The organism is Streptomyces sp. NPDC021093 (genome assembly GCF_044333135.1).
In the GTDB taxonomy this organism is placed as follows: domain Bacteria; phylum Actinomycetota; class Actinomycetes; order Streptomycetales; family Streptomycetaceae; genus Streptomyces.
The window spans coordinates 811,372-835,738 of the sequence record NZ_JBIRQJ010000002.1; the positions used below are offsets into that span (position 1 = coordinate 811,372).

Consider the following 24,367-nt stretch of genomic DNA (forward strand, 5'->3'; position numbering starts at 1 on the left):
CGCCATCAACGGCGAGAGCATCCATATCGACGGTGGTGCGGCCCGCTCGCTCTGAGAAATGACCCGGATGGCAGGCTATGGCCATGACATCTGTAGAGGTACGTACCGCTTACGGAGTTGTACGGGGCCGGGCCGAGCAGGACCTCGCGGTCTTCCGGGGGATTCCCTTCGCCCAGCCGCCCGTTGGAGAACTGCGCTTCGCGGCGCCCGTTCCGCCGGACGCGTGGGACGGGGTGCGGGAGGCCGACGCGTTCGGCCCGCCGCCGCCCCAGTCGGGGCCGGCTCCCGTGCACTCGGACGTGACGGGTGACGAATGGCTCACGGTCAATGTGTGGTCGCCACAGTCGTCGCCCTCGTCGCCCTCGTCGCCCTCGTCGCCGTCGGACGGGACGACGGAACCCCTGCCCGTCCTGGTGTGGCTCCAGGGTGGGGCGTACATCTCGGGCTTCTCCGGCGACCCGATGTACGACGGTGCCGGGCTGGCCCGCGAGGGTCTGGTCGTCGTCACCTTCAACTACCGGTTGGGCGCGGAGGGTTGGGCCCGCATCGAGGGCGTGCCCGACAACCGCGGACTGCTCGACCAGATCGCCGCCCTGGAGTGGGTGCGGGACAACATCGGCGCCTTCGGCGGCGACCCGGACCGCGTCACCGTCTGCGGCGAGTCCGCCGGCGCCGGTTCCATCGCGACGCTGCTCGCCGCGCCGCCCGCCGCGGGGCTGTTCCGGCGGGCGATCGCCCAGTCCGTGCCCGGCATGTACTGCACGCCGGCCTTCGCCACCGACTTCACCGCCGCGCTCGCCGACCGGCTGGGGGTGGCCCCGACGGTGACCGGGCTCGCGGCGGTCGAGCCGGAGCGGCTGGCCGCGGAGATCGCCGGCTTCCTGCGGGAGATGCCCGCGCACGGCGACCGGTGGGGACGGGCGGCCTACCTGGCCGCGCCCTTCTCGCCCGTGGTGGACGGTGTCCTGGTTCCGGAAACGCCCTGGCAGGCGCTGCGGGACGGGCGGGTGAACGGGGTCGAGCTGCTGACCGGGCACACCCGGGACGAGTTCCGGCTGTTCCTGGGGATGATGGGGCTGCCGACCTTCACCGAGGAGCAGGCGGACGCCGCCCTGCACCGGTTCGCACCGGCCCCCGAAGGGCCGGCGGCCTACCGGGCCGGATTCCCCGGTGCCACTCCCACCGAACTCTTCGAGACCGTCCACTCGGACGTCCTCTTCCGGATGCCCACGGCCCGGCTCGCCGAGGCGAACGCGGCTGCGGGCGGGACGACGTACCTCTTCGAACTGACCTGGCCCGCCCCGGCGATGGGCGGCGCGCTCGGAGCCTGCCACAGCCTCGACGTGCCGCTGCTGTTCGGTACGTTCGACAGTCCCGGCGGCCGGCTGGTCCTGGGGGAGGACCCCGGTGACGGGGCGAGGGCGCTCTCGGCGGACATCCAGCAGGCCTGGGTGGCCTTCGTGAAGGACGGGAGCCCGGGTTGGGCGCCGTACGAGAGTACGGGCCGCCTGGCGCGGGTGTTCGACGGGAAGGGGCGTGCGGACGCGGTGGCGTACCCGGAGGAGGTCTCGCGCGGGATCTGGGCCGACTCGGAGATCGGGCCGTTCGACCTTCCGGAGAAGTAGGCCGGAACGGGCGGGCGAGCCGCCGCCCTTGGACGGGGCGGCGGCTCGCCCGCCTGCTGCTGCGGAGCCTTACGCGCCGAAGACCGCCGGGTCGGGGCCCAGGCGCTTGCCCTCGTCCAGCGCGGCGAACGCCGCCATGTCGTCGGCGTCCAGCTCGAAGTCGAAGACGTCGATGTTCTCCGCGATCCGCGACGGGGTCACGGACTTGGGGATCACCACGTTGCCCAGCTGGAGGTGCCAGCGCAGCACCGCCTGGGCCGGGGTCTTGCCGTGCTTGCGGGCGACGGCCACGACCGTGGGGACCTCCAGGAGGCCCTTGCCCTGGCCGAGCGGCGACCAGGCCTCGGTCGCGATGGAGTGCTCCGCGTGGATCGCGCGCAGCTCGCCCTGCTGGAGCTGCGGGTGCAGCTCGATCTGGTTGACCGCCGGGACGACCGAGGTCTCGGCGAGCAGCGTCTTGAGGTGCTCCGGAAGGAAGTTGGAGACGCCGATCGCCTTGGCGCGGCCGTCGCCCAGGATCTTCTCGAAGGCCTTGAACGTGTCCACGAAGGTGCCCTGGGGGGCGACCGGCCAGTGGATCAGGTACAGGTCGACGTGGTCCAGGCCCAGCTTGCCGAGCGACTCGTCGAAGGCGCGCAGGGTGGAGTCGTACCCCTGCTTGTCGTTCCACAGCTTGGTGGTGACGAAGAGTTCGTCACGGGCGATCCCGGAGGCGGCGAGCGCGCGGCCCGTGCCCTCCTCGTTGCCGTAGATCGCGGCGGTGTCGATGCTCCGGTAGCCGGCCTCCAGGGCCGTGCTCACCGCTGCCGTGGCCTCGTCGTCCGGCACCTGCCAGACGCCGAATCCGAGCTGCGGCATTTCGACGCCGTTGTTGAGGGTCAGGGAGGGGACCTTGCTCACGGGGAAACGATCCTTACGTTGTCGGGGGTTGCTCAGTGCTCAACGATCATCACCGGACACGCATTCCCGGACGCGGTGATTTCCCGTCGCCCGTTAGCTTTTCACATGATTTACGTAGATCATCCGTATATGACTGTCGACCGAACTTTTGACGAGCTGATCGCCGAGGCCGAAGCGGTGTCCGTCGACGGCTGGGACTTCTCCTGGCTGGACGGCCGGGCCACCGAACAGCGGCCCTCCTGGGGGTACCAGCGGCTGATGGGCGAGCGGCTCGCCGCGGCCCGTGCCGCGCTCGACATCCAGACCGGTGGGGGTGAAGTGCTCGCGGGCGTGCCGGAGTTGCCCCGGGTGATGGTCGCCACCGAGTCCTGGCCGCCGAACGTCGCCAGGGCGACGCGGCTGCTCCACCCGCTGGGCGCGGCCGTCGTCGCCGACGCGGACGAGCCGCCGCTGCCGTTCGCCGACGGCGCCTTCGACCTGGTCACCAGCCGGCATCCGGTGAAGGCGTGGTGGGAGGAGATCGCGCGCGTGCTCGCGCCCGGCGGGACGTACTTCTCCCAGCACGTGGGCCCGGCCAGCGTCTTCGAGGTCGTCGAGTACTTCCTCGGCCCGCAGCCCGAGGCGCGGCTCGGGCGCCGCCCGGAGACGGCGCGGGAGGAGGCCGAGGCGGCCGGTCTGGAGATCGTCGACCTGCGGGCGGAGTCGCTGCGGACCGAATTCTTCGACATCGGGGCGGTCGTCTACTTCCTGCGGAAGGTGATCTGGATGGTCCCCGGCTTCACGGTGGACACGTACCGGGACCGGCTGCGCGAGATGGACGAGCAGATCAGGCGGGACGGCTCGTTCGTGGCGCACACGGCACGCTTTCTCATCGAGGCCCGCAAGCCTCTTTGAGAGCGGGCTCGGTAAGGGGCTCGGTAAGGGGCGACCTCCCGGAGGTCGCCCCTTACCGCCGCCCCTCTCGTCAGGCCAGCGAGACGAGCCCCAGGTAGTCCGGGCTCCACAGGTCCTCGGTCCCGTCGGGCAGGACGAGCACCCGGTCCGGGCGCAGCGCCTCGATCGCGCCCTCGTCGTGCGTGACCATCACGATCGCCCCCGGGTACGAGCCGACCGCGGCCAGCACCTCGCCGCGCGAGGCCGGGTCGAGGTTGTTGGTCGGCTCGTCGAGCAGCAGCACGTTCGCCCCGGAGTGCACGAGGCCCGCCAGCGCGAGGCGGGTCTTCTCACCGCCGGACAGCACTCCGGCGGGCTTGTCCGCGTCGTCCCCCGTGAACAGGAACGCCCCCAGCACCCGCCGGGCCTCGCCCTCGTCGAGGTGCGGGGCCGCCGACGCCAGGTTCTCCCGTACCGTACGGGCCGCCTCCAGCGTGTCGTGCTCCTGCGCGAAATAGCCGAGGCGCAGGCCGTGCCCGTGCACGACGCGACCCGAGTCGGGCTGCTCGTGGCCGGCGAGGGTGCGCAGCAGGGTCGTCTTGCCCGCCCCGTTGAGGCCGAGGACGACGAGTCGGCTGCCCCGGTCCACGGCCAGGTCGACACCGCGCAGGACCTGCTGCTCCCCGTGGATCCCGTACGACTTCGTCAGGCTGATCGCGCCGAGGGGCGTCCGCCCGCACGGTGCGGGCTCCGGCAGCCGGATCTTCGCGACCTTGTCCCTGCGGCGTACGGGGGCCAGGTCGGTCAGCATGCGGTCGGCGCGCCGGGCCATGTTCTTGGCGGCGACGGCGGTGGCGACGTTGGCCCGCATCCGGTCCGCCTGGGTGTGCAGCGCGGCCGCCTTCCGCTCGGCGGCGGCCCGTTCCCGGGTGCGCCGCCGCTCGTCCGCGTCGCGCTGGGCGAGGTGGGCGTGCCAGCCGGTGTTGTAGACGTCCAGGGCGGCCCGGCCCGGGTCCAGCTGGAAGACCCGGTTGACGGTGTCGGCGAGCAGGCCGGTGTCGTGGCTGATGACGACGAGGCCGCCCCGGTGGGAGAGCAGGAAGGTGCGCAGCCAGCCGACCGAGTCGGCGTCGAGGTGGTTCGTCGGCTCGTCGAGCAGGAGCGTGCCGTGGTCGGCGAAGAGGATCCGGGCCAGCTCGACGCGGCGCTTCTGACCGCCCGAGAGGTCGCCGACGGGGCGGTCCATGAGGGGGCTGGGCAGGCCGACACCGGCGGCGACGCGGGCGGCCTCGGCTTCGGCGGCGTACCCGCCGCAGGACTGGAAGTGGGCCTCGGCGCGGGTGTACGCGGACATGGCCCGGCGTTCGTCGGCCGGGCCCGCGGCCTGCGCCATGGCGGACTCGGCGGCGCGCAGCGCCCGCACCGCACGGTCGAGTCCGCGGGCGGAGAGGATCCGGTCGGTCACGGAGACCGTCGGGTCGGCGGCCCGGGAGTCCTGCGGGAGGTACCCGAGGGATCCGGTACGGGTGATCTCCCCGGCGGCGGGCGGGAGGTGCCCGGCGAGGGTGTTCAGCAGGGTGGTCTTGCCGGCGCCGTTACGGCCGACGAGGCCGATGCGGTCGCCGGGGGCGATGTGGAAGGAAACGCCGGACAGCAGGAGTCGGGCGCCGACACGGACGTCGGCACCGCGCACGGTGATCATGAAATTACGCTCCGGAACAGCAAGAGGACACACGGGTGGCGTGGGTGTGGGTCCTCAGCTAGGAAACGCGGGGCGTAGACATGGGGGAGAGGGTATGGGAAGGGGCGGCTGGGCGCGAGCGGATTTAGGCGTGAGGGGCGGGGGCGGGGGCGTCAGCTGCCCACGAGGGCTCGGGGGCAGGCATTTAGGGGCGCGGGGAACTGCGCGACCAGCCACGACGCACCCGCACGACGAACCACCAGCCCCGCGGCCAGTGCTCGCCGCCGCCCCCACTCGCGACCGCCCCCACCGCCCCTCACCGGTAAAGTGCGTTGACCTCCACCTCGTACGCCTTCTCGATCGCCTTCCGCTTCAGTTTCAGCGACGGCGTCAGCAGGCCCTGTTCCTCAGTGAACTGGTGGGCCAGGATGCGGAACGTCCGGATCGATTCCGCCTGCGAGACCAGCGTGTTCGCCGCCACCACCGACCGCCGGACCTCCATCTCCAGGTCCGGGTCCCGCACCAGGTCCTTCGGGGCCATCGGCGGCTTGTCGTGCATCGCCAGCCAGTGGTCGACCGCCTCCAGGTCGAGCGTGACCAGGGCCGCCACGTACGGCCGGTCGTTGCCGACGACGATGCACTGGGCGACCAGCGGGTGCGACCGCACCCGTTCCTCCAGGCCCGTCGGTGACACGCTCTTGCCGCCGGACGTCACCAGGATCTCCTTCTTCCGTCCGGTGATCGTGAGGTAGCCGTCCTCGTCGAGCGCCCCGATGTCGCCCGTCGACAGCCAGCCGTCGTGCAGGACGGCCCTGCTCGCTGCCGGGTCGTTGAGGTAGCCCGCGAAGACGTGGCCGCCGTGCAGCCAGACCTCGCCGTCGTCCGCGATGTGCACCGTCGTGCCGGGCAGCGGGAGGCCGACCGTGCCGAAGCGGGTGCGTTCCGGCGGGTTGGCGGTCGCCGCCGCCGTCGACTCCGTCAGCCCGTAACCCTCATAGATGGTGACTCCCGCACCCGCGAAGAACAGTCCGAGCCGCCGCTCCATCGCGGAGCCGCCCGACATCGCGTGCCGCACGCGCCCGCCCATCGCGTCGCGCACCTTGCCGTACACCAGCTTCTCGTACAGCTGGTGCTGCATCCTCAAAGAGGCGGAGGGGCCGGGGCCCGTCCCGAACGCCTTGTGCTCGACCGCCTCCGCGTAACGCACGGCGAGTTCCACCGCCTTGTCGAAGGGGCCGGCCCTTCCCGCCGTCTCCGCCTTCCGCCGGGCCGCGTGGTAGACCTTCTCGAAGATGTACGGGACGGCCAGGATGAAGGTGGGCCGGAAGGCCGCCAGGTCGGGTATCAACTCCCCCGCGGACATGGCCGGCTGGTGCCCCAGCTTCACCTTGCCGCGCACCGCCGCCACCTCCACCATCCGCCCGAAGACGTGCGCGAGGGGGAGGAAGAGCAGGGTGGAGGCCTCGTCGCCGGGGGAGGACCGGAAGACCGGCTCCCAGCGGGCTATCACGGTGTCCGTCTCGGTCATGAAGTTCGCGTGCGTGAGGACACAGCCCTTGGGGCGCCCCGTGGTGCCGGACGTGTAGATGACGGTGGCGACAGAGTCGGGCGTGACCGCACGGCGGTGCCGGTGCACCACGTCGTCGTCGATCTGGGCGCCGGACGCGACGAGTCCGTCCACCGCGTCCGTGTCCAGCTGCCACAGCCGCTGCAGTCGCGGCAGCCGGTCGATCACGGAGGCCACCGTCATCGCGTGGTCCTCGTGCTCGACGAGGCACGCCACCGCCTCCGCGTCGTGCAGCGTCCAGAAGACCTGCTCGGTGGAGGCGGTCGGGTACACCGGCACGGGCTGCGCGCCGACCGCCCAGAGCGCGAAGTCGAAGAGCGTCCACTCGTAGCGCGTACGGGACATGATCGCGACGCGGTCGCCGAACCGAACGCCCTGTGCGAGCAGCCCCTTCGCGAGCGCCATCACGTCGTCGCGGAAGGCGGCGGCCGTCACGTCCTGCCAGCGGCCGTCCGCGGACTTGCGGCCCAGCGCGACCCGGTGCGGGTCCTCCTCGGCGTGACTGAACACGACGTCCGCCAGTCCGCCGACCTGAGGAGACGCAGCCATGGGTGGGACAGTGAACTCGCGCAATGACCTGACTCCTTGTAGCGCTCCGCACGGCGCCGGTGACGGTACCCCAATGCACCCCCGGTGCGGGAGGCTCGGACGGCGACCTTACTTCCGAGTAAGTCGGGCCGAGCGGAATCTCCACGGAATCTGTACGCGGCAGCCACCGGGCGGCTACGGGTGCGCGCCCCCGGGAACCGGAACGGCCTGACGGACGCTCGACCGGCCCGAGTGCGTCCCCGCTCGGGCGGAACCGGCCGAGACCGCCGGAACGGCCGCTGAGCAGGGACGCGACTGCGCACTGCGCGACGGTTCCGCCCTGCTGGGCACCGGGGAGGGCTCCCGCGCGCCGCCGCGCGCCCCGCTCCCGCGCCCTCCCTCACGCGCCCCTGTGCAGCCGGTCCGCCCCTGCCAGGATCGCCTCCGCCAGTGCCTCCGCCGCCCCCTGCGCCGCCGGCCTCCTCCTCCCGTGCAGCAGCACGAAGTCGACCGTGCCCAGATCGGGCAGCGCGACAGCGGCCCCACCGCGCCCGGACGCCCCTCCACGCACCGGCACCTCAGCCAGCCCCGGCGGAATCAGCCCCCGCGTGTGCGCCATCACCCCGAGCCCCGCCCGTGCCGCCGCCACCAGACCGCTCAGGCTCCCGCTCGTACAGGCGATCCGCCAGTCCCGGCCGTGCGCCTCCAGCACCTCCAGGGCCCGTGCCCGGGTGATCGCCGGTGCCGGAAAGAGGATCAGCGGAACAGGACGCTCCGCGTCCAGCCGCAGTCCGGGCGCCCCGATCCAGGTGAGCCGGTCCTGCCAGACCAGTTCCCCGTGCGTGTCGTCGGCCCGCCGCTTCGCCAGCACCAGATCGTGCCGGCCGCTCTCCAACTGCCGGTGCAGAATGCCCGACAGCTCCACCGTCAGTTCCAGATCGACCTCCGGATGGTCGCGCCGGAACGTCTCCAGGATCTCCGGCAGCCGGGTCAGTACGAAGTCCTCGGACGCCCCGAACCGCAGCCGCCCGCGCAGCCGCGTCCCGGTGAAGAACGCCGCCGCCCGCTCGTGCGCGGCCAGGATGGTCCGGGCGAAGCCGAGCATCGCCTCACCGTCCTCGGTGAGCGCGACCCGGTGCGTGTCCCGGACGAACAGCCGCCGCCCGGCCCCGTCCTCCAGCCGCCGCACGTGCTGGCTGACCGTCGACTGGCGCAGTCCGAGACGGCGCGCGGCCTGGGTGAAGCTCAAGGTCTGGGCCACCGCGAGGAAGGTCCGCAGATGCGTGGGTTCGTACATACGACGTGACGCTAGCGCGCACCCCACCTGCTGTGCCATCGCGATCGGCGATAACAGTCAGCGCGGTGTGCGGGTTTCCCGATCAGGGGGCGGAGAGGGACCATGACGTCCATGAACCGCCTCAAGCCGCCCTCCTGGCTGCCGGTCGACGCGTACATACTCGCGCTGGTCGGCACCGTCGTCGTCGCCACTCTGCTGCCCGCGTCCGGCACGGCCGCGACGGTGCTCGGGCACCTCACGACGGGGGCGGTCGCGTTCCTGTTCTTCCTGTACGGCGCGCGGCTCTCGACGGCGGAGGCGGTGGAGGGCCTGAAGCACTGGCGGCTGCACCTCACGGTCCTCGCCGCCACCTTCGTGGCCTTCCCGCTGCTCGGACTCGCGGGTCGGGCCCTCGTCCCGTACGCCCTCACACCCGAGCTCTACAACGGCCTGCTCTTCCTCTGCCTGGTGCCGTCGACGATCCAGTCCTCGATCACCTTCACCTCGATCGCCCGCGGCAACGTCGCCGCCGCGATCTGCGCCGGATCCTTCTCCAGCATCCTCGGCATCCTCGTCACCCCGCTCCTCGCGGCGCTGCTGATCAGCGGCGGCTCGGCCGGGTTCTCCATGGACTCGCTGCTCAAGATCGTGCTCCAGCTCCTGGTGCCGTTCCTGGCCGGGCAGTTGCTGCGCCGCTGGATCGGCGGCCTCGTCACCCGGCACAAGAAGGGGCTGAGCTACTTCGACCGGGGCTCGATACTCCTCGTCGTGTACGCGGCCTTCAGCGTCGGCATGGTCCAGGGCATCTGGCAGCAGGTCTCCCCGGTCCAGCTGGTGGTGCTGGTCGCCGTGGAGGCCGTACTGCTCGCGGTGATGCTGGGGCTGACCTGGTACGGGCCGAAGCGGCTCGGGTTCGACCGGGCGGACCGGGTGGCGATCCAGTTCGCCGGGTCGAAGAAGAGCCTGGCGGCGGGGCTGCCGATGGCGACCGTGCTGTTCGGGGCGCACGCGAGCCTGGCGGTACTGCCGCTAATGCTGTTCCACCAGATGCAGCTGATGGTCTGCGCGGTGATCGCCCGCAGACGCGGCAGGGACGTGGTTCCGCAGGACGTGCGGGGCCCGTCACTCCGCCCCGAGCCGGTGGCTGGCAAGATCACCGGGTGACCTCAGCGATACGTACCTTCGGCTCCCGCCCCTGCGCCCTCACCGTGTGCAGGGGCTGCTGCTGCGGCGACGCCCGCAAGCACCCCGGCACCGACCACGCGGGCCAGCTCGCCCGCCTCCGCGAGGCCGCGGCGGGATCAGCCGGCCGCCTGGTCGTCCGTACGAGCGACTGCCTCGGCCCCTGCGGACAGGCGAACGTCGTGGTCGTCCAGCCGTCCACCGAGGGGCGCCGCCGGGGCGGCCGGGCGGCCTGGGTCGGCTGGGCGCTCGACGACGACGCCACGGACGAGATCCTGGCCTGGGTCGCGGCGGGCGGCCCCGGCATCGCGAAGCCGCCCGCGACGCTGGAGCTCCAGTTCTTCCCGGCACCTGTCGAGAACCGCGCCTCAAAGAGGCGCTGACGGGACGCGGGGACGCGGGGACGCGAGAGATGTGAGGGACGCGGGAGATGCGAGGGACGTGAGGAGCGGGGGCACGAGGCCGTTACGGCAGGAGGATCCGCTCCTCACCCGCGTACACATTCATGTTCGGCCCGCGCAGGAAGCCGACCAGCGTCAGGCCCGTCTCCGCCGCCAGGTCCACGGCCAGTGACGACGGCGCGGAGACCGCGGCCAGGAACGGTACCCCCGCCATCACCGCCTTCTGCGCCAGCTCGAACGACGCCCGCCCGGACACCAGTAGGATCGCCCGCGACAGCGGCAGCCGTCCGTCCGTCAGCGCCCGTCCCACCAGCTTGTCGACCGCGTTGTGCCGCCCCACGTCCTCCCGTACGTCGATCAGCTCCCCGGTGTCGGAGAACAGCGCGGCGGCGTGCAGCCCGCCCGTCTTGTCGAACACCTGCTGGGACTCGCGCAGCCGGTCCGGCAGGGACGACAGCAGCTCGGGAGTCACCCGCACCGGGGGAGTGTCCGCGATCGCAAAGCGGGCCTGTGTGCGGACCGCGTCGAGGCTGGCCTTGCCGCACAGCCCGCACGAGGACGTCGTGTAGACGTTGCGCTCCAGGGTGATGTCGGGGACCGGCGTCCCGGGAACCAACCTGACGTCCACCACGTTGTACGAATTGGCACCGTCCTCCTGGGCGCCCGCGCAGTAGACGATGTTCGCGACCTCCGCCCCGTCGCCGAGCACACCCTCGCTGACCAGGAAACCCGCGGCCAGCGCGAAGTCGTCGCCGGGCGTGCGCATGGTGATGGCCAGTGGCTTCCCGTTGAGCCGGATCTCCAGCGGCTCCTCCGCCACCAGTGTGTCCGGACGGGCGGAAACGGCCCCGTCCCTGATGCGGATGACGCGGCGGCGTGCGGTGACCCGGCCCATGGTGAATCAGTCCTGCCCGAAGGTGAAGAGGATGACAAGGGTGACGAAGGTAAAGAGAGCGAAGAAGCGGGTGGAGGTGCGTACGGCGACGTTCATTGTCCGTGGGGTGGGCGGGAAGCTCCAAAGTCCGGGTGGCGAATGCTGTTGATTCACGCACCCTCGTACCGGTGAGTCACAAAGAAGACTGGGACGCTCCGACTGTCCGCAATGAGGGGTGGAGGCGCCGCATGACCGGTTCACGGATCGTTGCGCTCGGGCATTACCAACCGGCCAAGGTGCTCACGAACGAAGACCTGGCGAAGCTGGTCGACACCAGCGACGAATGGATCACCAGCCGGGTCGGCATCAGGACCCGGCACGTCGCGGGGCCCGACGAGCCGGTCGACGAGCTCGCCGCGCACGCCGGGGCCAAGGCACTCGCCTCGGCCGGTCTCGACCCGGCCGACATCGACCTCGTCCTGGTCGCCACTTCCACGGCCATCGACCGCTCGCCGAACATGGCCGCCCGGGTCGCCGCCCGCCTCGGCATGGGCTCGCCCGCCGTCATGGACCTCAACGTCGTCTGCTCGGGCTTCACGCACGCGCTGGCCACCGCCGACCACGCGGTCCGGGCCGGGTCCGCGACCCGGGCGCTGGTCATCGGCGCCGACAAGATGACCGAGATCGCCGACTGGTCCGACCGCTCCACCTGCGTCCTGGTCGGCGACGGCGCGGGCGCGGCGGTCGTCGAGGCGGCCGAATCGGCTGACGGCGGCTTCGCGGCCACGCACGCGGGCGCGATCGGCCCCGTGCTGTGGGGTTCCGTACCGGAGATGGGTCATGCGGTACGGATCGAGGGCACGCCCCCGCGCTTCGAACAGGTCGGCCAGACCGTGTACCGGTGGGCCACCACCCAGCTCCCGCCGATCGCCCGCACGGTCTGCGAGCGCGCCGGGGTCGCCCCCGACGAGCTGGCGGCGGTCGTCCTGCACCAGGCCAACCTCCGGCTGATCGAGCCCCTCGCGCAGCGCATCGGCGCGGTCAACGCGGTGATCGCCCGCGATGTCGTCGACTCGGGCAACACCTCGGCTGCGAGCATCCCGATGGCCTTCTCCAAGCTGGTCGAGCGCGGCGAGATCCGCTCCGGCGCACCGGTCCTGCTGTTCGGCTTCGGCGGCAACCTGTCGTACGCGGGGCAGGTCGTGCGCTGCCCCTAGGGCCCTCGGGCTCTAGGGCTCTACGTCTCCAGGGCCCTGGATCCTGGGCCTGTCGAGCCGGTGCCGTGACTTTGTCCTCGGTCTGGAGAAAGTTGCACCGGATTCCCGCGCAACTTCTTCCCAGTCCCGGCAGCCGCTGCTACGTTCCCCTCCAAAGCCCGCCCCGGCCCGTCGACAGGGCGAGCCCGAGGCAGGCCGATGAGGCAGGAGGGGCACGTGAGGCGCATGACGGCTCGACCCGCGAACGCGCACCAGGCGCGACTGCTCCGCCTGCTGCGCGACGGCGGCCCCAACTCCCGTGCCCAGCTGGGTGACCAGGTCGACCTCTCCCGTTCCAAGCTCGCCGTCGAGGTCGACCGGCTGCTCGAAACGGGGCTCGTCGTCGCCGACGGACTCGCCGCCTCGCGCGGCGGCCGGCGCTCGCACAACATCCGGCTCGCCCCCGGACTCCGCTTCCTCGGCATCGACATCGGCGCCACCTCCATCGACGTCGCCGTCACCAACGCCGAGCTGGAGGTCCTGGGACACCTCAACCACCCCATGGACGTACGAGAAGGCCCGGTCGCCGTCTTCGAACAGGCCCTCGCCATGGCCGCCAAACTGAAGGCCTCCGGCATCGCGGAGGGCTTCGACGGCGCGGGCATCGGCGTCCCGGGCCCGGTCCGCTTCCCCGAGGGCGTCCCCGTCGCCCCGCCGATCATGCCCGGCTGGGACGGCTTCCCGGTCCGCGAGGCGCTCAGCCAGGAACTGGGCTGCCCCGTCATGGTCGACAACGACGTGAACCTCATGGCGATGGGGGAGCAGCACGCGGGCGTCGCCCGCTCCGTGGGCGACTTCCTCTGCGTCAAGATCGGCACCGGCATCGGCTGCGGCATCGTCGTCGCGGGCGAGGTCTACCGGGGTACGACGGGCAGCGCGGGCGACATCGGCCACATCCAGGTCGAACCGGAAGGACGCCCCTGCGCATGCGGCAACAGGGGCTGCCTGGAAGCCCACTTCAGCGGCGCCGCGCTGGCCCGCGACGCCGAGGCGGCCGCCCACGCGGGCCACTCCGTGGAACTGGCGGGCCGCCTCGACGCGGCCGGCCACCTGACCGCCGCCGACGTGGCCGCCGCGGCGGCGGCCGGTGACGCGACCTCCCTCGCCCTCATCCGCGAGGGCGGCAACCGGGTCGGCCAGGTCATCGCGGGCCTGGTCAGCTTCTTCAACCCCGGCCTGGTGGTGATCGGCGGCGGGGTGACGGGCCTCGGCCACAACCTCCTCGCCAGCGTCCGCACCCAGGTCTACCGCCAGTCGCTGCCGCTGGCGACCGGCAACCTCCCCATCGTCCTGGGCGAGCTGGGCCCGGCTGCAGGCGTCATCGGCGCCGCCCGCCTGATCAGCGACCACGTCTTCTCCCCGGCCTGACCGAAGGCCCCGTACGCCCCACCACCCCGATCCGCATCCCCCCAACCCGCACACTCACCCACAATCCGCACTCACCCGCATCGACCAGGACCAGCGCCGAGTACCACCCGCACCACGTCCGGCCGACTCCGCGCACCCGGCCCGATCCGCATCCAGCACCGGCTGCAGCGGATGGTGTGGAGTGCGAGCGGGTCGGGCTGCACCGCGTGTGGCCTGCACCTTGAGCGAACCGCGCCAGGCACCGCCCGCACTCCGCACCGCCCGCACCGTGCACCGCCTGCACCACGCACCGCCCGTACTGCGTACCGCTCGCACCGTGCACCGCCAGCACTCCGCACCGCCCGCACCGTGCACCGTCCGCACTCCGCACCGTGCACCGCCTGCACCACGCACCGCCCGTACCGTGCACCACCCGCACTCCGCGCCACCCGCACCTGGCACCGCCCGTTCAGCGCGACACCCGCACCGTGCACCGTCCGCACTCCGCGCCACCCGGAAGCCGCACAACCCGCGCCCCGCACCGCCCGCGCCCGCGCGGGCCCGCACCTGGCACCGCCCTGTCCGCTCACGGCCGTATCCGCCGAGGGGAAACGTCATGGCACCAGAGCACCCATCTCCGCCGGCGCCCCCGCCGGACGGTCCCCCGGAGTCCGGCGGGCCCGTGCCCGAGGACGTCCCGGGGCCCGGCACCGCCGCGGCCCCGGTGGTCGGCCCCGCCTCCACCCCGCTCCTCACCATGTCCGCCATCACCAAGTCCTTTCCCGGTGTCCGTGCCCTCGACGGCGTCGACCTGGAGGTCCTGCCGGGCGAGGTGCACTGCCTGCTCGGGCAGAACGGTGCCGGGAAGTCCACCCTCATCAAGGTGCTCGCCGGTGCCCACCAGCCCGACGGCGGGCGGATCACCTGGGCGGGCGAGACCGTCGCCCTGAAGTCGCCGATCGCCGCCATGCGACTCGGCATCGCCACCATCTACCAGGAACTCGACCTGGTGGAGGGCCTGTCCGTGGCCGAGAACGTCTTCCTCGGCCACGAGCCGACCAGCCTGGGCTTTGTCGTACGGGGCCGGGCCGCCCGCACCGCCGCCACCGCGCTCCTCGCCCGCCTCGGCCACCCCGAGATCGCCGCCGCCCGCCTCGTCGGTTCGCTGTCCGCCGCCCAGCAGCAGATCGTCTCGATGGCCCGCGCGCTCTCCCACGACGTACGCCTCATCGTCATGGACGAACCGTCGGCGGCCCTCGACCCCGACGAGGTCGACAACCTCTTCCGGATCGTCGCCGCCCTCACCGCCGACGGAGTCGCCGTCGTCTACATCTCGCACCGCCTTGAGGAGATCCGCCGCATCGGCGACCGCGTCACCGTCCTCAAGGACGGCCGTGCGGTGGCCGTCGGACTGCCCGCCCGTGCCACCCCCACCCGGGACATCGTCGCGCTGATGACCGGCCGCAACGTCGAGTACGTCTTCCCGGAGCGCGGACAGGAGGATGCCACGCCCCTCGCGGACACGCCGACGACCCCGCCCGTGCTGCGTGTCCAAGGTCTGTGCAGGCAGGGCGAGTTCGAGCCGCTCGACCTGGACGTACGCCCCGGAGAGATAGTCGGCCTGGCCGGACTGGTCGGCTCGGGGCGCTCCGAGATCCTGGAGACGATCTACGGTGCGCGCAGGCCGACCGCAGGACAAGTAGCGGTGGACGGGCGGCAGTTGCGTACCGGGAGTGTCCGTGCGGCGGTTCGCGCGGGCATCGGGCTCGCCCCCGAGGAGCGCAAGGCGCAGGGCCTGCTGATGCTCGAATCCGTCACCCGCAACGTCTCGGTGTCGACCCTCTCCCGCTTCTCCCGCGGCGGCTGGCTCGACCGTGCCGCCGAACGGAAGGCCGCTCAACAGGCCACCCGTGAACTGTCGTTGAGGCCCGACAACCCCGACGCCCGGATCCGCACCCTGTCCGGCGGCAACCAGCAGAAGGCCGTACTCGCCCGCTGGCTGCTGCGCGGCTGCCGCGTCCTGCTCCTCGACGAACCGACCCGCGGAGTCGACGTCGGCGCGCGCGCCGAGCTGTACGCGGTGATCCGCCGCCTCGCCGACGAGGGCCTCGCCGTGCTCCTCGTCTCCAGCGAGGTCCCCGAGGTGCTCGGACTCGCCGACCGGGTGCTGGTCCTGCGCGAAGGGCGCCTCGTGCACACCGCGCCCGCGCACGAACTCGACGAACACCGCGTACTCGACCTCGTGATGGAAGGGAGCCCCGTCTCATGACGCAGTCCGACGTCTCCGACGCGTCCGGCGTCGAGCCGCACCGGGAGAAGGACGTGAAGTCGCCCTCAAGGCAGGGGGGTTGGCGGGCCGTCGGGCTGCGTCTCGACGTCCGCAACCTCTCCCTCCTCGGGGTGCTCGCCGTGCTGATCGCCGTCGGCGGCATCACCAAACCCGATCAGTTCCTGGACACCGGAAACCTCCAACTGGTCCTGACCCAGGCGTCGGTGATCGGCGTCGTCACCGTCGGCGTGACCTTCGTCATCACCAGCGGCGGCATCGACCTCTCCGTCGGCGCGATCGTCGCACTCGCCTCCGTCTGGGCGACGACCCTCGCCACCCAGGAGTTCGGCTTCGCGGGCATCCTGTTCACCGCGGTGATCGTCGGCACCGCCTGCGGTCTGGTCAACGGACTGCTCATCGCCTACGGCCAGTTGGTGCCCTTCATCGCCACCCTCGCCATGCTCGCATCGGCCCGCGGCCTCGCCCTGCAGATCACCGACGGCAGGACCCAGATCGTGACCGTGGAGTCGGTCCTCGACCTCGGTGTGCCCGACGCGTACGTCCTCGGCATCCCGCCCCTGGTCATCGTCTTCGCCCTGGTCACCGTCGTCGGCTGGCTGATCCTCAACCGCACCACCTTCGGCCGCCGCACCGTCGCGGTCGGCGGCAACGCGGAAGCCGCCCGGCTCGCCGGCATCGACGTACGCCGCCAGCGCCTCTACCTCTACCTGCTGTCCGGTCTGTGCTGCGGCATCGCCGCCTTCATGCTGGTCGTCCTGTCGGGCTCCGGCCAGAACACCAACGGGAATCTGTACGAACTCGACGCCATCGCCGCCGCGATCATCGGCGGCACCCTGCTCACCGGCGGACGCGGCACCATCGTCGGCTCGGTGCTCGGAGTCCTCGTCTTCACGACGATCACCAACATCTTCGCCCTCAACAACCTTCAGAGCGACGTCCAGCAGATCGCCAAGGGCGCGATCATCGTCGCCGCCGTCCTGGTCCAGCGCCGCACCGTACGCGGCGAAGCCACCTAGCAACGCCCGTACGGATCAGTTGAGTTGACCACCCGAGCCGAAGGGTTAGACCGTCATGCCGCAAAGTTCAGGAACCAGCAGGGGAACCAGCCGCAGAGGGATCCTCTTCGGGGGTGCCGCCGTCTCCGCGACCGCCCTCCTCGCCGCCTGCACCAGCAACGAGCCCGCGGGGAAGGAGGGGCCCGCCACCAAGAACCAGCCCGCCGCCGACGACAAGCCCGGCAAGAAGGTCACCATCGGCTTCGCGGGACCGCAGGCCGACCACGGCTGGCTCAACGCGATCAACGTGAACGCCCGCGAACGCGCCAAGAAGTACTCCGACGTCACCCTCGACATCACCGAGGGCTCCAACGACACCGCCGCCCAGATCGGCCAGATCCAGACCCTGATCAACAAGAAGGTCGACGTCCTGGTCATCCTCCCCACCGACGGCAAGGCCCTCACCCAGATCGGCCTCGCCGCCATGAAGGCGGGCATCCCGGTCGTCAATCTGGACCGGGTCTTCGCCTCCCAGCAGGCGTACCGCTGCTGGATCGGCGGCGACAACTACGGCATGGGCCTCAACGCCGGCCGCTACATCGGCGAGCAGCTCAAGAACAAGCCGAACGCCAAGGTCATCGAACTCGCCGGGGTCGACAGCCTCGAACTGACGAAGCTCCGCACCCAGGGCTTCGACGACGCCCTCAAGAACTACCCGAACATCAAGAAGGTCGCCCGCCAGGCCGCCGACTTCACGGTGGAGTCGGGTCAGGCCAAGATGGCCCAACTCCTCCAGGCGCAGCCGCAGTTCGACGCGCTGTGGAACCACGACGACGACCAGGGAGTGGGCGCGCTGCGCGCCATAGCCCAGGCGGGCCGCAAGGACTTCCTGATGGTCGGCGGGGCGGGTGCCAAGGCCGCGATGGATGCCATCAAGGCCGACACGGGAGTCCTCAAGGCGACCGTCCTCTACCCCCCGACCATGTCCGCATCGGCCATCGACCTGGCCCGTGCGCTCGGCCAGGGCAAGGGCGTCGGCGGCATGGCGGAGCTGGAGATCCCCGCCTCGGTGACCCTCTACTCGGCCGTCGTCACCAAGGACAACGTCGACGAGTACCTGCCCCAGGGCTTCAGCTGACCGCTGCCCGCCCTGTGCCCATCGCACTGTGCCAAGCCACGACGGACAAGGAGAGACCCGGATGGAAGAGACGGAACCCCCCACGCTCGGCGTCGGCATGGTCGGCTACGCCTTCATGGGCGCCGCGCACTCCCAGGGCTGGCGCACCGCGGGCCGGGTCTTCGACCTGCCCACCCGCCCCGTACTCGCAGCGGTCTGCGGGCGCGACCGGAGCGCCGTGCGGGCGATGGCGGACCGGCACGGCTGGGCGGCGGCCGAGACCGACTGGCGGGCCCTGATCGCACGGGACGACGTGCACATCGTCGACATCTGCACCCCGGGCGACAGCCACGCGGAGATCGCGATCGCCGCGCTGGAAGCGGGCAAGCACGTCCTGTGCGAAAAGCCCCTCGCCAATACGGTCGAGGAGGCAGAGTCGATGCACACCGCAGCCCAACATGCCCGCAAGCGCGGTCAGTTGGCGATGGTCGGCTTCAACTACCGTCGCGTACCGGCGATCTCGTACGCACGCATCCTCATTGCCGAGGGCAGGATCGGCGCGCTGCGCCACGTCCGCGTCGCCTACCTCCAGGACTGGCTGGTCGACCCGCAGGCCCCGCTGACCTGGCGGCTCCAGCGGGACCGGGCGGGTTCGGGAGCGCTGGGCGACCTGGGCGCGCACATCGTGGACCTCGCGCAGTACCTGGCGGGGGAGCCGGTGGTGGGGGTGTCCGCGCAGACCGAGACGTTCGTACGATCACGGCCCTGGCCGGATCCGGACGCGCCCGCTCCGCGGGGCGAGGTCACCGTGGACGACGCGGCGCTCTTCACCGGCAGGCTCGCCTCCGGGGCACTCGCCTCGTTCGAGGCGACCCGCATGGCGGCAGGCCGCAAGAACTCCCTCCGCCTCGAACTCAACGGTGAGCGCGGCTCGTTGGCCTTCGACCTGGAACGCCTCAACGAGCTCTCCTTCCACGACCACACCGAACCCGCCCAGTCCGCCGGCTTCCGCCGCGTCCTGGTCACGGAACCCGGCCACCCCTACCTCAAGGCGTGGTGGCCGCCGGGCCACGCACTCGGCTACGAGCACACCTTCGTCCACCAGGCCCGCGACCTGCTCGAAGCCATCGCCACCGGAACCGACCCGCAACCGTCGTTCGCGGAAGGCCTCCAGGTGCAGCGGGTGCTGGCCGCGGTGGAGGAGAGCGCGCAGAAGAACGCCGTCTACACACCCGTCCCGACGCCCGCCTCGTCGCCTTCCCCGACGCCTTCCCCGACGCCCGCCCCGCGCTGATCAGGAGGACCTGCCATGCCACGCCCCTTCACCCTCTTCACCGGCCAGTGGGCGGACCTGCCGCTCGAACAAGTCTGTGCGTACGCACGTGACTTCGGCTACGACGGTCTCGAACTCGCCTGCTGGGGCGACCACTTCGAGGTCGACAAGGCGCTCGCCGACCCCTCCTACCTGGACTCCCGGCACGCCCTCCTCGACAAGTACGGCCTCAAGTGCTGGGCGATCTCCAACCACTTGGTCGGCCAGGCCGTCTGCGACAGCATCATCGACGAACGCCACCAGGCGATCCTGCCGTCCCGCATCTGGGGCGACGGCGAGGGGGAGGGCGTACGGCGACGGGCGGCCGGGGAAATGGCCGACACGGCGCGGGCGGCCGCCGCCTTCGGGGTCCGTACGGTCGTCGGCTTCACCGGATCGTCCATCTGGCACCTGGTGGCGATGTTCCCGCCGGTCCCGGAGCGCATGGTCGACCGGGGGTACGAGGACTTCGCCGAACGCTGGAACCCGATCCTGGACGTCTTCGACGCGGAGGGCGTCCGCTTCGCCCACGAGGTGCACCCGAGCGAGATCGCGTACGACTACTGGTCGACGCAGCGGGCCCTCGGGGCGGTGGACCACCGCCCCGCCTTCGGCCTGAACTTCGACCCCTCGCACTTCGTCTGGCAGGACCTCGATCCGGTCGGCTTCCTGTACGACTTCCGCGACCGGATCTACCACGTCGACTGCAAGGAGGCCCGGATGCGGCTGGACGGCCGCAACGGCCGTCTCGGCTCGCACCTGCCGTGGGGGGACCCGCGCAGGGGCTGGGACTTCGTGTCGGCGGGGCACGGGAACGTCCCGTGGGAGGACGTGTTCCGGATGCTGCGCTCGATCTCGTACGAGGGGCCGGTCTCGGTGGAGTGGGAGGACGCGGGGATGGACCGGCTGGCGGGGGCGCCGGAGGCGCTGGCGCACTTGAAGCGTTTCGACTTCGATCCGCCGGGGGCGGCGTTCGACGCGGCGTTCGGAGGGGGAAACCCCAGCCCGTCCGGCGTTTGAGGACGCGCGGACGCAGTCCGTGCACCGGGCGCAGCCCGGGACGCTGGCCCCCGCCGGGGCGAGCGCGAGCTGGAACGAGGGGCGGGGCTCCGCGCGGGGGCCCGCCCCCTTGCCCACCCGTTCCGCCCCCGGGGGCGGCCCCGCTGCCCAAGGGGGCTAGGTGTCGAGCAACGTGCCCGCACTTTGTCCACGCCCGGGGGAAAGCTCAACTTCTTTGCTCCGCAAGCCCTTTCGGCCCCGTACAAACGCAGCTACCGTCCACCACGATGTGTACATGACACGCGACTCCTGTCCCCCATGCAGGAGCCCCCGCCCGTTCCGCCCGGCCATTCACTCCGGAGGACCCCGTGCACAGAAAGCGCTCCAGATCCGAGAGAACCCACAGAGCCCAAAGAGCCCACAGAATCCGCCGCTCCCTGGCCCTCCTCACCGGCACCCTCCTCGCCTTCACGGCTCCCCAACTCGCAGCAGCGCAACCCACCCCCGCCGAACCAAAAGCCCCCGCCGCCGCCAAGGCGCCGGCCGCCGAGGAATTCCAGCAGATCACCCTCGCCAAGGGTGCCGAGGAGACCGGCGAGCCCATGTCCCTCGCCGTCCTCCCGGACCGCACCGTCCTGCACACCTCCCGCAGCGGCGAGCTCCGTGCCACCGACGCGGCAGGGAACACCAAAGTCGTAGGCAAGATCCCCGTCTACTCGCACGACGAAGAGGGCCTCCAGGGCATCGCCCTGGACCCCAACTTCGCCCAGAACAAGGCGCTTTACCTCTACTACGCCCCACCCCTCGACACCCCCGCAGGCGACGCCCCCGAGAACGGCACCGCCGCCGACTTCGCCAAGTTCGACGGCGTGAACCGGCTCTCCCGGTTCGTCCTCAAAGCGGACGGAACCCTCGACAACGCCAGCGAGAAGAAGGTCATCGACGTCCCCGCGACCCGTGGCATCTGCTGCCACGTCGGCGGCGACATCGACTTCGACGCCGCGGGAAACCTCTACCTCTCCACCGGCGACGACTCGAACCCCTTCGCCTCCGACGGCTTCACCCCCATCGACGAGCGCCCCGACCGCAACCTGGCCTTCGACGCCCGCCGCTCCTCCGGCAACACCAACGACCTCCGCGGCAAGATCCTCCGCATCAAGGTCGCCGACGACGGCTCGTACACCGTCCCCACCGGCAACCTCTTCGCCCCGGGCACGGACAGGACCCGCCCCGAGATCTACGCGATGGGCTTCCGCAACCCCTTCCGCTTCAGCGTCGACAAGAAGACCGGCATCCTCTACGTCGGTGACTACGGCCCGGACGCCGGCGCCGCCGACCCCAAGCGCGGCCCGGCCGGACAGGTCGAGTTCGCCCGCGTGACCAAGCCCGGCAACTTCGGCTGGCCGTTCTGCACCGGCAACAACCAGCCGTACGTCGACTACGACTTCGCCACGAAGACCTCCGGCGCCGCCTTCGACTGCGCGGCCCCCAAGAACGACTCGCCGCACAACACCGGCCTCGTCGACCTCCCGCCGGCCCAGGCCGCCTGGATCCCGTACGACGGCGGCTCGGTGCCCGAGTTCGGCACCGGCTCGGAGTCCCCGATGGGCGGCCCGGTCTACCGCTACGACGCGGCGAACCCGTCTCCCGTGAAGTTCCCCGAGGCGTACGACGGCGACTTCTTCGCCACCGAGTTCGGCCGCCGCTGGATCAAGCGGATCGAGCAGGGCGAGGACGGCACCGTCCAGAAGATCAACCCGTTCCCGTGGACCGGCACCCAGGTCATGGACAGCGCCTTCGGCCCGGACGGCGCGCTGTACGTCCTCGACTACGGAACCGCCTGGTTCGGCGGCGACGAGAACTCGGCCCTGTACCGCATCGAGAATGCCACCGGCGGACGCTCCCCGGCCGCCGTCGCCACCGCGAACAAGACCTCGGGCACCGCACCGCTGAAGGTCGCGTTCTCCTCGGCGGGCACCACCGACGCCGACGGCGACGCCCTCACATACAGCTGGGACTTCGGTGACGGCACGCCCGCCTCCACGGATCCGAACCCCACCCACACGTACAAGAAGAACGGCACGTACACGGCGACCGTGACGGCGAAGGACCCGACGGGCCGCACCGGTTCGGCGAGTGCGCACGTCGTCGTCGGCAACACCGCACCCAAGGTGACGCTCGAACTCCCCGCCGAGGGAACGCTGTTCACCTTCGGAGACGAGATCCCCTTCAAGGTGAAGGTGACCGACGCCGAGGACGGCACGGGCGGCAGACCGATCGACTGCGCCAAGGTGAAGGTCACGTACATCCTCGGCCACGACAGCCACGGCCACCCGATCACCTCGGCCAACGGCTGCTCCGGCACCATCAAGACCTCCGCCGACGGCAGCCACGACCCCAACGCCAACATCTTCGGAGTCTTCGACGCCGAGTACACGGATGCGGGCGGCGGCGGCCAGGCCCCGCTGACCAGCCACGACCAGGCCCAGCTCCAGCCCAGGCACCGGCAGGCCGAGCACTTCAACGCCCAGTCGGGGATCAAGATCTACGACAAGGCGGCGGCGCGCGGCGGCAAGACCGTCGGCGACATCGACAACGACGACTGGATCTCCTTCAAGCCCTACCGCCTCACCGGCTCCACCAAGCTCACCGCGCGCATCTCCTCCGGCGGCGCGGGCGGCTTCCTTGAGGTCCGTACCGGATCGGCGAAGGGCCCGATCCTCGGCTCGGCGCCGATCCCGGTGACCGGCGGCTGGGAGATCTTCCAGGACGTCGACGTACCGCTGCGGAACGTCCCCGGGAAGACCACCGAACTCTTCCTCGTCTTCAAGGGCGGCCCCGGCGCGCTCTACGACCTCGACGACTTCGAACTTTCCAGCAGCGCACCGGACAGGACGGCCAAGCGGGTCCTGGTCTTCTCCAAGACGGGTGCATTCCGCCACGACTCGATCCCCGAGGGCGTCGCCGCGCTGAAGGAGCTGGGAAGGACCAGCAACATCACCGTCGACTCCACCGAAGAAGCAGCCCAGTTCACCACCAGCAACCTGGCCCGCTACGACGCGGTCGTCTTCCTGTCCACCACCGGTGAGGTTCTGAACGCCGACCAGCAGAAGGCGTTCGAGAACTACATCCGCACCGGCGGCGGCTACGTCGGCGTCCACGCGGCCGCCGACACCGAGTACGAGTGGCCCTTCTACGGCGGTCTGGTCGGCGCGTACTTCGCCTCCCACCCGCAGATCCAGAAGGCGACCGTACGGGTCGAGGACCGCGCGCACCCGTCGACCGGACACCTGGGCGACTCCCTGGAACGCACCGACGAGTGGTACAACTACCGCACCAACCCCCGGGGCAAGGCCCGCGTCCTCGCCACGCTCGACGAGACGACGTACACCGGCGGCACCATGAAGGGCGACCACCCGATCGCCTGGTGCCAGACGTACGAGGGCGGCCGCTCCTTCTACACCGGAGGCGGCCACACCAAGGAGTCCTACGCCGAACCGGCCTTCCGCCAGCACCTGTTGGGCGGACTGCGCTACGCGGCAGGACAGGTCAAGGCCGACTGCAGGCCGCAGACCGGCTACCGGCCGCTGTTCAACGGCAAGACCCTGGAAGGCTTCAAGCAGGCGGGGCCCGGCAAGTTCAACGTGGTCGACGGCGAGCTGCGCTCCGACGGCGGAATGGGCCTCCTCTGGTACCAGGCCAAGGAGTTCAAGTCGTACTCCCTCACACTCGACTGGAAGATGACCGACGACGACAACTCCGGTGTGTTCGTGGGCTTCCCGGCCTCCGACGACCCGTGGTCGGCCGTCAACAAGGGGTACGAGATCCAGATCGACGCCACCGACGCGCCGGACCGCACCACCGGCTCCGTCTACTCCTTCAAATCCGCGAACCTGAAGGAACGCGACCGGGTGCTGCGCCCGCCGGGCCAGTGGAACACCTACGAGATCCGGGTCCAGGGTGAACGCCTGCAGATCTTCCTCAACGGAGCGAAGATCAACGACTTCACCAACACCGACCCGGCCCGCAGCCTGGCGGACGGCCACTTCGGCCTCCAGAACCACGGGGCGGGCGACCAGGTGTCGTTCCGCGACATCCAGCTGAAGGAACTGCCCTAGCAGGAGGGGGAGTTCCGCGCTTCTGC

General features: G+C 71.1%; 17 protein-coding genes. 12 read left to right on the top strand and 5 right to left on the bottom strand.

What is annotated here, in order from left to right; genetic code table 11:
- Positions 1-83 precede the first annotated feature (83 nt).
- Positions 84-1,625 carry a carboxylesterase/lipase family protein gene (locus tag ACH4SP_RS08525; RefSeq protein WP_398411486.1) on the top strand — a complete coding sequence of 514 codons (1,542 nt, stop codon included), beginning with the start codon at positions 84-86 and terminating at the stop codon, positions 1,623-1,625.
- 69 nt (positions 1,626-1,694) lie between these two features.
- Here the strand turns inward: ACH4SP_RS08525 and ACH4SP_RS08530 are convergent, their stop codons facing one another.
- Positions 1,695-2,525 (bottom strand): aldo/keto reductase, encoded by an 831-nt coding sequence (locus ACH4SP_RS08530; protein ID WP_398411488.1) that lies wholly within the window; start codon positions 2,523-2,525, stop codon positions 1,695-1,697.
- 129 nt (positions 2,526-2,654) lie between these two features.
- Between ACH4SP_RS08530 and ACH4SP_RS08535 the strand changes: the two genes are divergently transcribed.
- The gene (locus ACH4SP_RS08535; protein WP_398411491.1) at positions 2,655-3,419 is read left to right on the top strand and encodes a class I SAM-dependent methyltransferase; all 765 of its coding nucleotides are present in this window, start codon (positions 2,655-2,657) and stop codon (positions 3,417-3,419) included.
- A gap of 70 nt (positions 3,420-3,489) precedes the next feature.
- On the opposite strand, the gene ACH4SP_RS08540 is transcribed toward ACH4SP_RS08535, so the two are convergent.
- The 3 genes from ACH4SP_RS08540 to ACH4SP_RS08550 all read right to left on the bottom strand — a co-directional run bounded on the left by ACH4SP_RS08540 (position 3,490) and on the right by ACH4SP_RS08550 (position 8,471).
- A complete protein-coding gene (locus tag ACH4SP_RS08540; protein ID WP_398411494.1) occupies positions 3,490-5,100 on the bottom strand; it encodes an ABC-F family ATP-binding cassette domain-containing protein in 1,611 nt (536 codons plus the stop codon).
- Between the two features lie 295 nt (positions 5,101-5,395).
- A complete protein-coding gene (locus ACH4SP_RS08545) occupies positions 5,396-7,195 on the bottom strand; it encodes an AMP-dependent synthetase/ligase (protein WP_398411497.1) in 1,800 nt (599 codons plus the stop codon).
- A gap of 379 nt (positions 7,196-7,574) precedes the next feature.
- Positions 7,575-8,471, bottom strand: coding sequence for a LysR substrate-binding domain-containing protein (locus ACH4SP_RS08550; protein WP_398411499.1), 897 nt, complete (start codon positions 8,469-8,471; stop codon positions 7,575-7,577).
- Between the two features lie 111 nt (positions 8,472-8,582).
- On the opposite strand from ACH4SP_RS08550, the gene ACH4SP_RS08555 reads away from it, so the two are divergent.
- Positions 8,583-9,614 (top strand): bile acid:sodium symporter family protein, encoded by a 1,032-nt coding sequence (locus ACH4SP_RS08555; protein ID WP_398411852.1) that lies wholly within the window; start codon positions 8,583-8,585, stop codon positions 9,612-9,614.
- Positions 9,611-10,015 (top strand): (2Fe-2S) ferredoxin domain-containing protein, encoded by a 405-nt coding sequence (locus ACH4SP_RS08560; protein ID WP_398411501.1) that lies wholly within the window; start codon positions 9,611-9,613, stop codon positions 10,013-10,015. The genes ACH4SP_RS08555 and ACH4SP_RS08560 overlap by 4 nt, the downstream gene beginning before the upstream one ends.
- Before the next feature lie 82 nt (positions 10,016-10,097).
- On the opposite strand, the gene fdhD is transcribed toward ACH4SP_RS08560, so the two are convergent.
- Complete coding sequence (gene fdhD / locus ACH4SP_RS08565) at positions 10,098-10,928, bottom strand: formate dehydrogenase accessory sulfurtransferase FdhD (protein WP_398411504.1); 831 nt, start codon at positions 10,926-10,928, stop codon at positions 10,098-10,100.
- A gap of 227 nt (positions 10,929-11,155) precedes the next feature.
- Here fdhD and ACH4SP_RS08570 point away from each other — a divergent pair, with 227 nt between their 5' ends.
- From ACH4SP_RS08570 to ACH4SP_RS08605, 8 genes are all read left to right on the top strand, one after another.
- Positions 11,156-12,124, top strand: coding sequence for a beta-ketoacyl-ACP synthase III (locus tag ACH4SP_RS08570; protein ID WP_398411509.1), 969 nt, complete (start codon positions 11,156-11,158; stop codon positions 12,122-12,124).
- Positions 12,125-12,349: 225 nt separating this feature from the next.
- Positions 12,350-13,531 (top strand): ROK family protein, encoded by a 1,182-nt coding sequence (locus ACH4SP_RS08575; protein ID WP_398411511.1) that lies wholly within the window; start codon positions 12,350-12,352, stop codon positions 13,529-13,531.
- Positions 13,532-14,267: 736 nt separating this feature from the next.
- On the top strand, positions 14,268-15,779 hold the full coding sequence (locus tag ACH4SP_RS08580) for a sugar ABC transporter ATP-binding protein (protein ID WP_398411854.1): 1,512 nt from the start codon (positions 14,268-14,270) through the stop codon (positions 15,777-15,779).
- Positions 15,776-16,816: an ABC transporter permease gene (locus ACH4SP_RS08585; RefSeq protein ID WP_398411513.1), complete on the top strand. Its 1,041-nt coding sequence runs from the start codon at positions 15,776-15,778 to the stop codon at positions 16,814-16,816. The genes ACH4SP_RS08580 and ACH4SP_RS08585 overlap by 4 nt, the downstream gene beginning before the upstream one ends.
- Before the next feature lie 55 nt (positions 16,817-16,871).
- Entirely contained in the window at positions 16,872-17,933 is a 1,062-nt protein-coding gene (locus ACH4SP_RS08590) for a substrate-binding domain-containing protein (RefSeq protein ID WP_398411515.1), read from the top strand.
- A 61-nt stretch (positions 17,934-17,994) separates the two neighbouring features.
- A complete protein-coding gene (locus ACH4SP_RS08595) occupies positions 17,995-19,206 on the top strand; it encodes a Gfo/Idh/MocA family protein (RefSeq protein WP_398411519.1) in 1,212 nt (403 codons plus the stop codon).
- A gap of 15 nt (positions 19,207-19,221) precedes the next feature.
- A complete protein-coding gene (locus tag ACH4SP_RS08600) occupies positions 19,222-20,244 on the top strand; it encodes a sugar phosphate isomerase/epimerase family protein (protein ID WP_398411521.1) in 1,023 nt (340 codons plus the stop codon).
- Positions 20,245-20,591: 347 nt separating this feature from the next.
- Positions 20,592-24,341 (top strand): ThuA domain-containing protein, encoded by a 3,750-nt coding sequence (locus ACH4SP_RS08605; protein ID WP_398411525.1) that lies wholly within the window; start codon positions 20,592-20,594, stop codon positions 24,339-24,341.
- The last annotated feature ends 26 nt before the right edge of the window (positions 24,342-24,367 follow it).

Excerpts from the sequence above, each read along its gene's own strand:
- ACH4SP_RS08540 (WP_398411494.1), bottom strand. The coding sequence starts at position 5,100 with ATGATCACCGTGCGCGGTGCCGACGTCCGTGTCGGCGCCCGACTCCTG.
- ACH4SP_RS08575 (WP_398411511.1), top strand. The coding sequence starts at position 12,350 with ATGACGGCTCGACCCGCGAACGCGCACCAGGCGCGACTGCTCCGCCTG.
- ACH4SP_RS08525 (WP_398411486.1), top strand. The coding sequence starts at position 84 with ATGACATCTGTAGAGGTACGTACCGCTTACGGAGTTGTACGGGGCCGG.
- ACH4SP_RS08600 (WP_398411521.1), top strand. The coding sequence starts at position 19,222 with ATGCCACGCCCCTTCACCCTCTTCACCGGCCAGTGGGCGGACCTGCCG.
- ACH4SP_RS08570 (WP_398411509.1), top strand. The coding sequence starts at position 11,156 with ATGACCGGTTCACGGATCGTTGCGCTCGGGCATTACCAACCGGCCAAG.
- ACH4SP_RS08585 (WP_398411513.1), top strand. The coding sequence starts at position 15,776 with ATGACGCAGTCCGACGTCTCCGACGCGTCCGGCGTCGAGCCGCACCGG.
- ACH4SP_RS08545 (WP_398411497.1), bottom strand. The coding sequence starts at position 7,195 with ATGGCTGCGTCTCCTCAGGTCGGCGGACTGGCGGACGTCGTGTTCAGT.
- fdhD (WP_398411504.1), bottom strand. The coding sequence starts at position 10,928 with ATGGGCCGGGTCACCGCACGCCGCCGCGTCATCCGCATCAGGGACGGG.
- ACH4SP_RS08595 (WP_398411519.1), top strand. The coding sequence starts at position 17,995 with ATGGAAGAGACGGAACCCCCCACGCTCGGCGTCGGCATGGTCGGCTAC.
- ACH4SP_RS08535 (WP_398411491.1), top strand. The coding sequence starts at position 2,655 with ATGACTGTCGACCGAACTTTTGACGAGCTGATCGCCGAGGCCGAAGCG.
- ACH4SP_RS08590 (WP_398411515.1), top strand. The coding sequence starts at position 16,872 with ATGCCGCAAAGTTCAGGAACCAGCAGGGGAACCAGCCGCAGAGGGATC.
- ACH4SP_RS08550 (WP_398411499.1), bottom strand. The coding sequence starts at position 8,471 with ATGTACGAACCCACGCATCTGCGGACCTTCCTCGCGGTGGCCCAGACC.
- ACH4SP_RS08555 (WP_398411852.1), top strand. The coding sequence starts at position 8,583 with ATGAACCGCCTCAAGCCGCCCTCCTGGCTGCCGGTCGACGCGTACATA.
- ACH4SP_RS08580 (WP_398411854.1), top strand. The coding sequence starts at position 14,268 with ATGTCCGCCATCACCAAGTCCTTTCCCGGTGTCCGTGCCCTCGACGGC.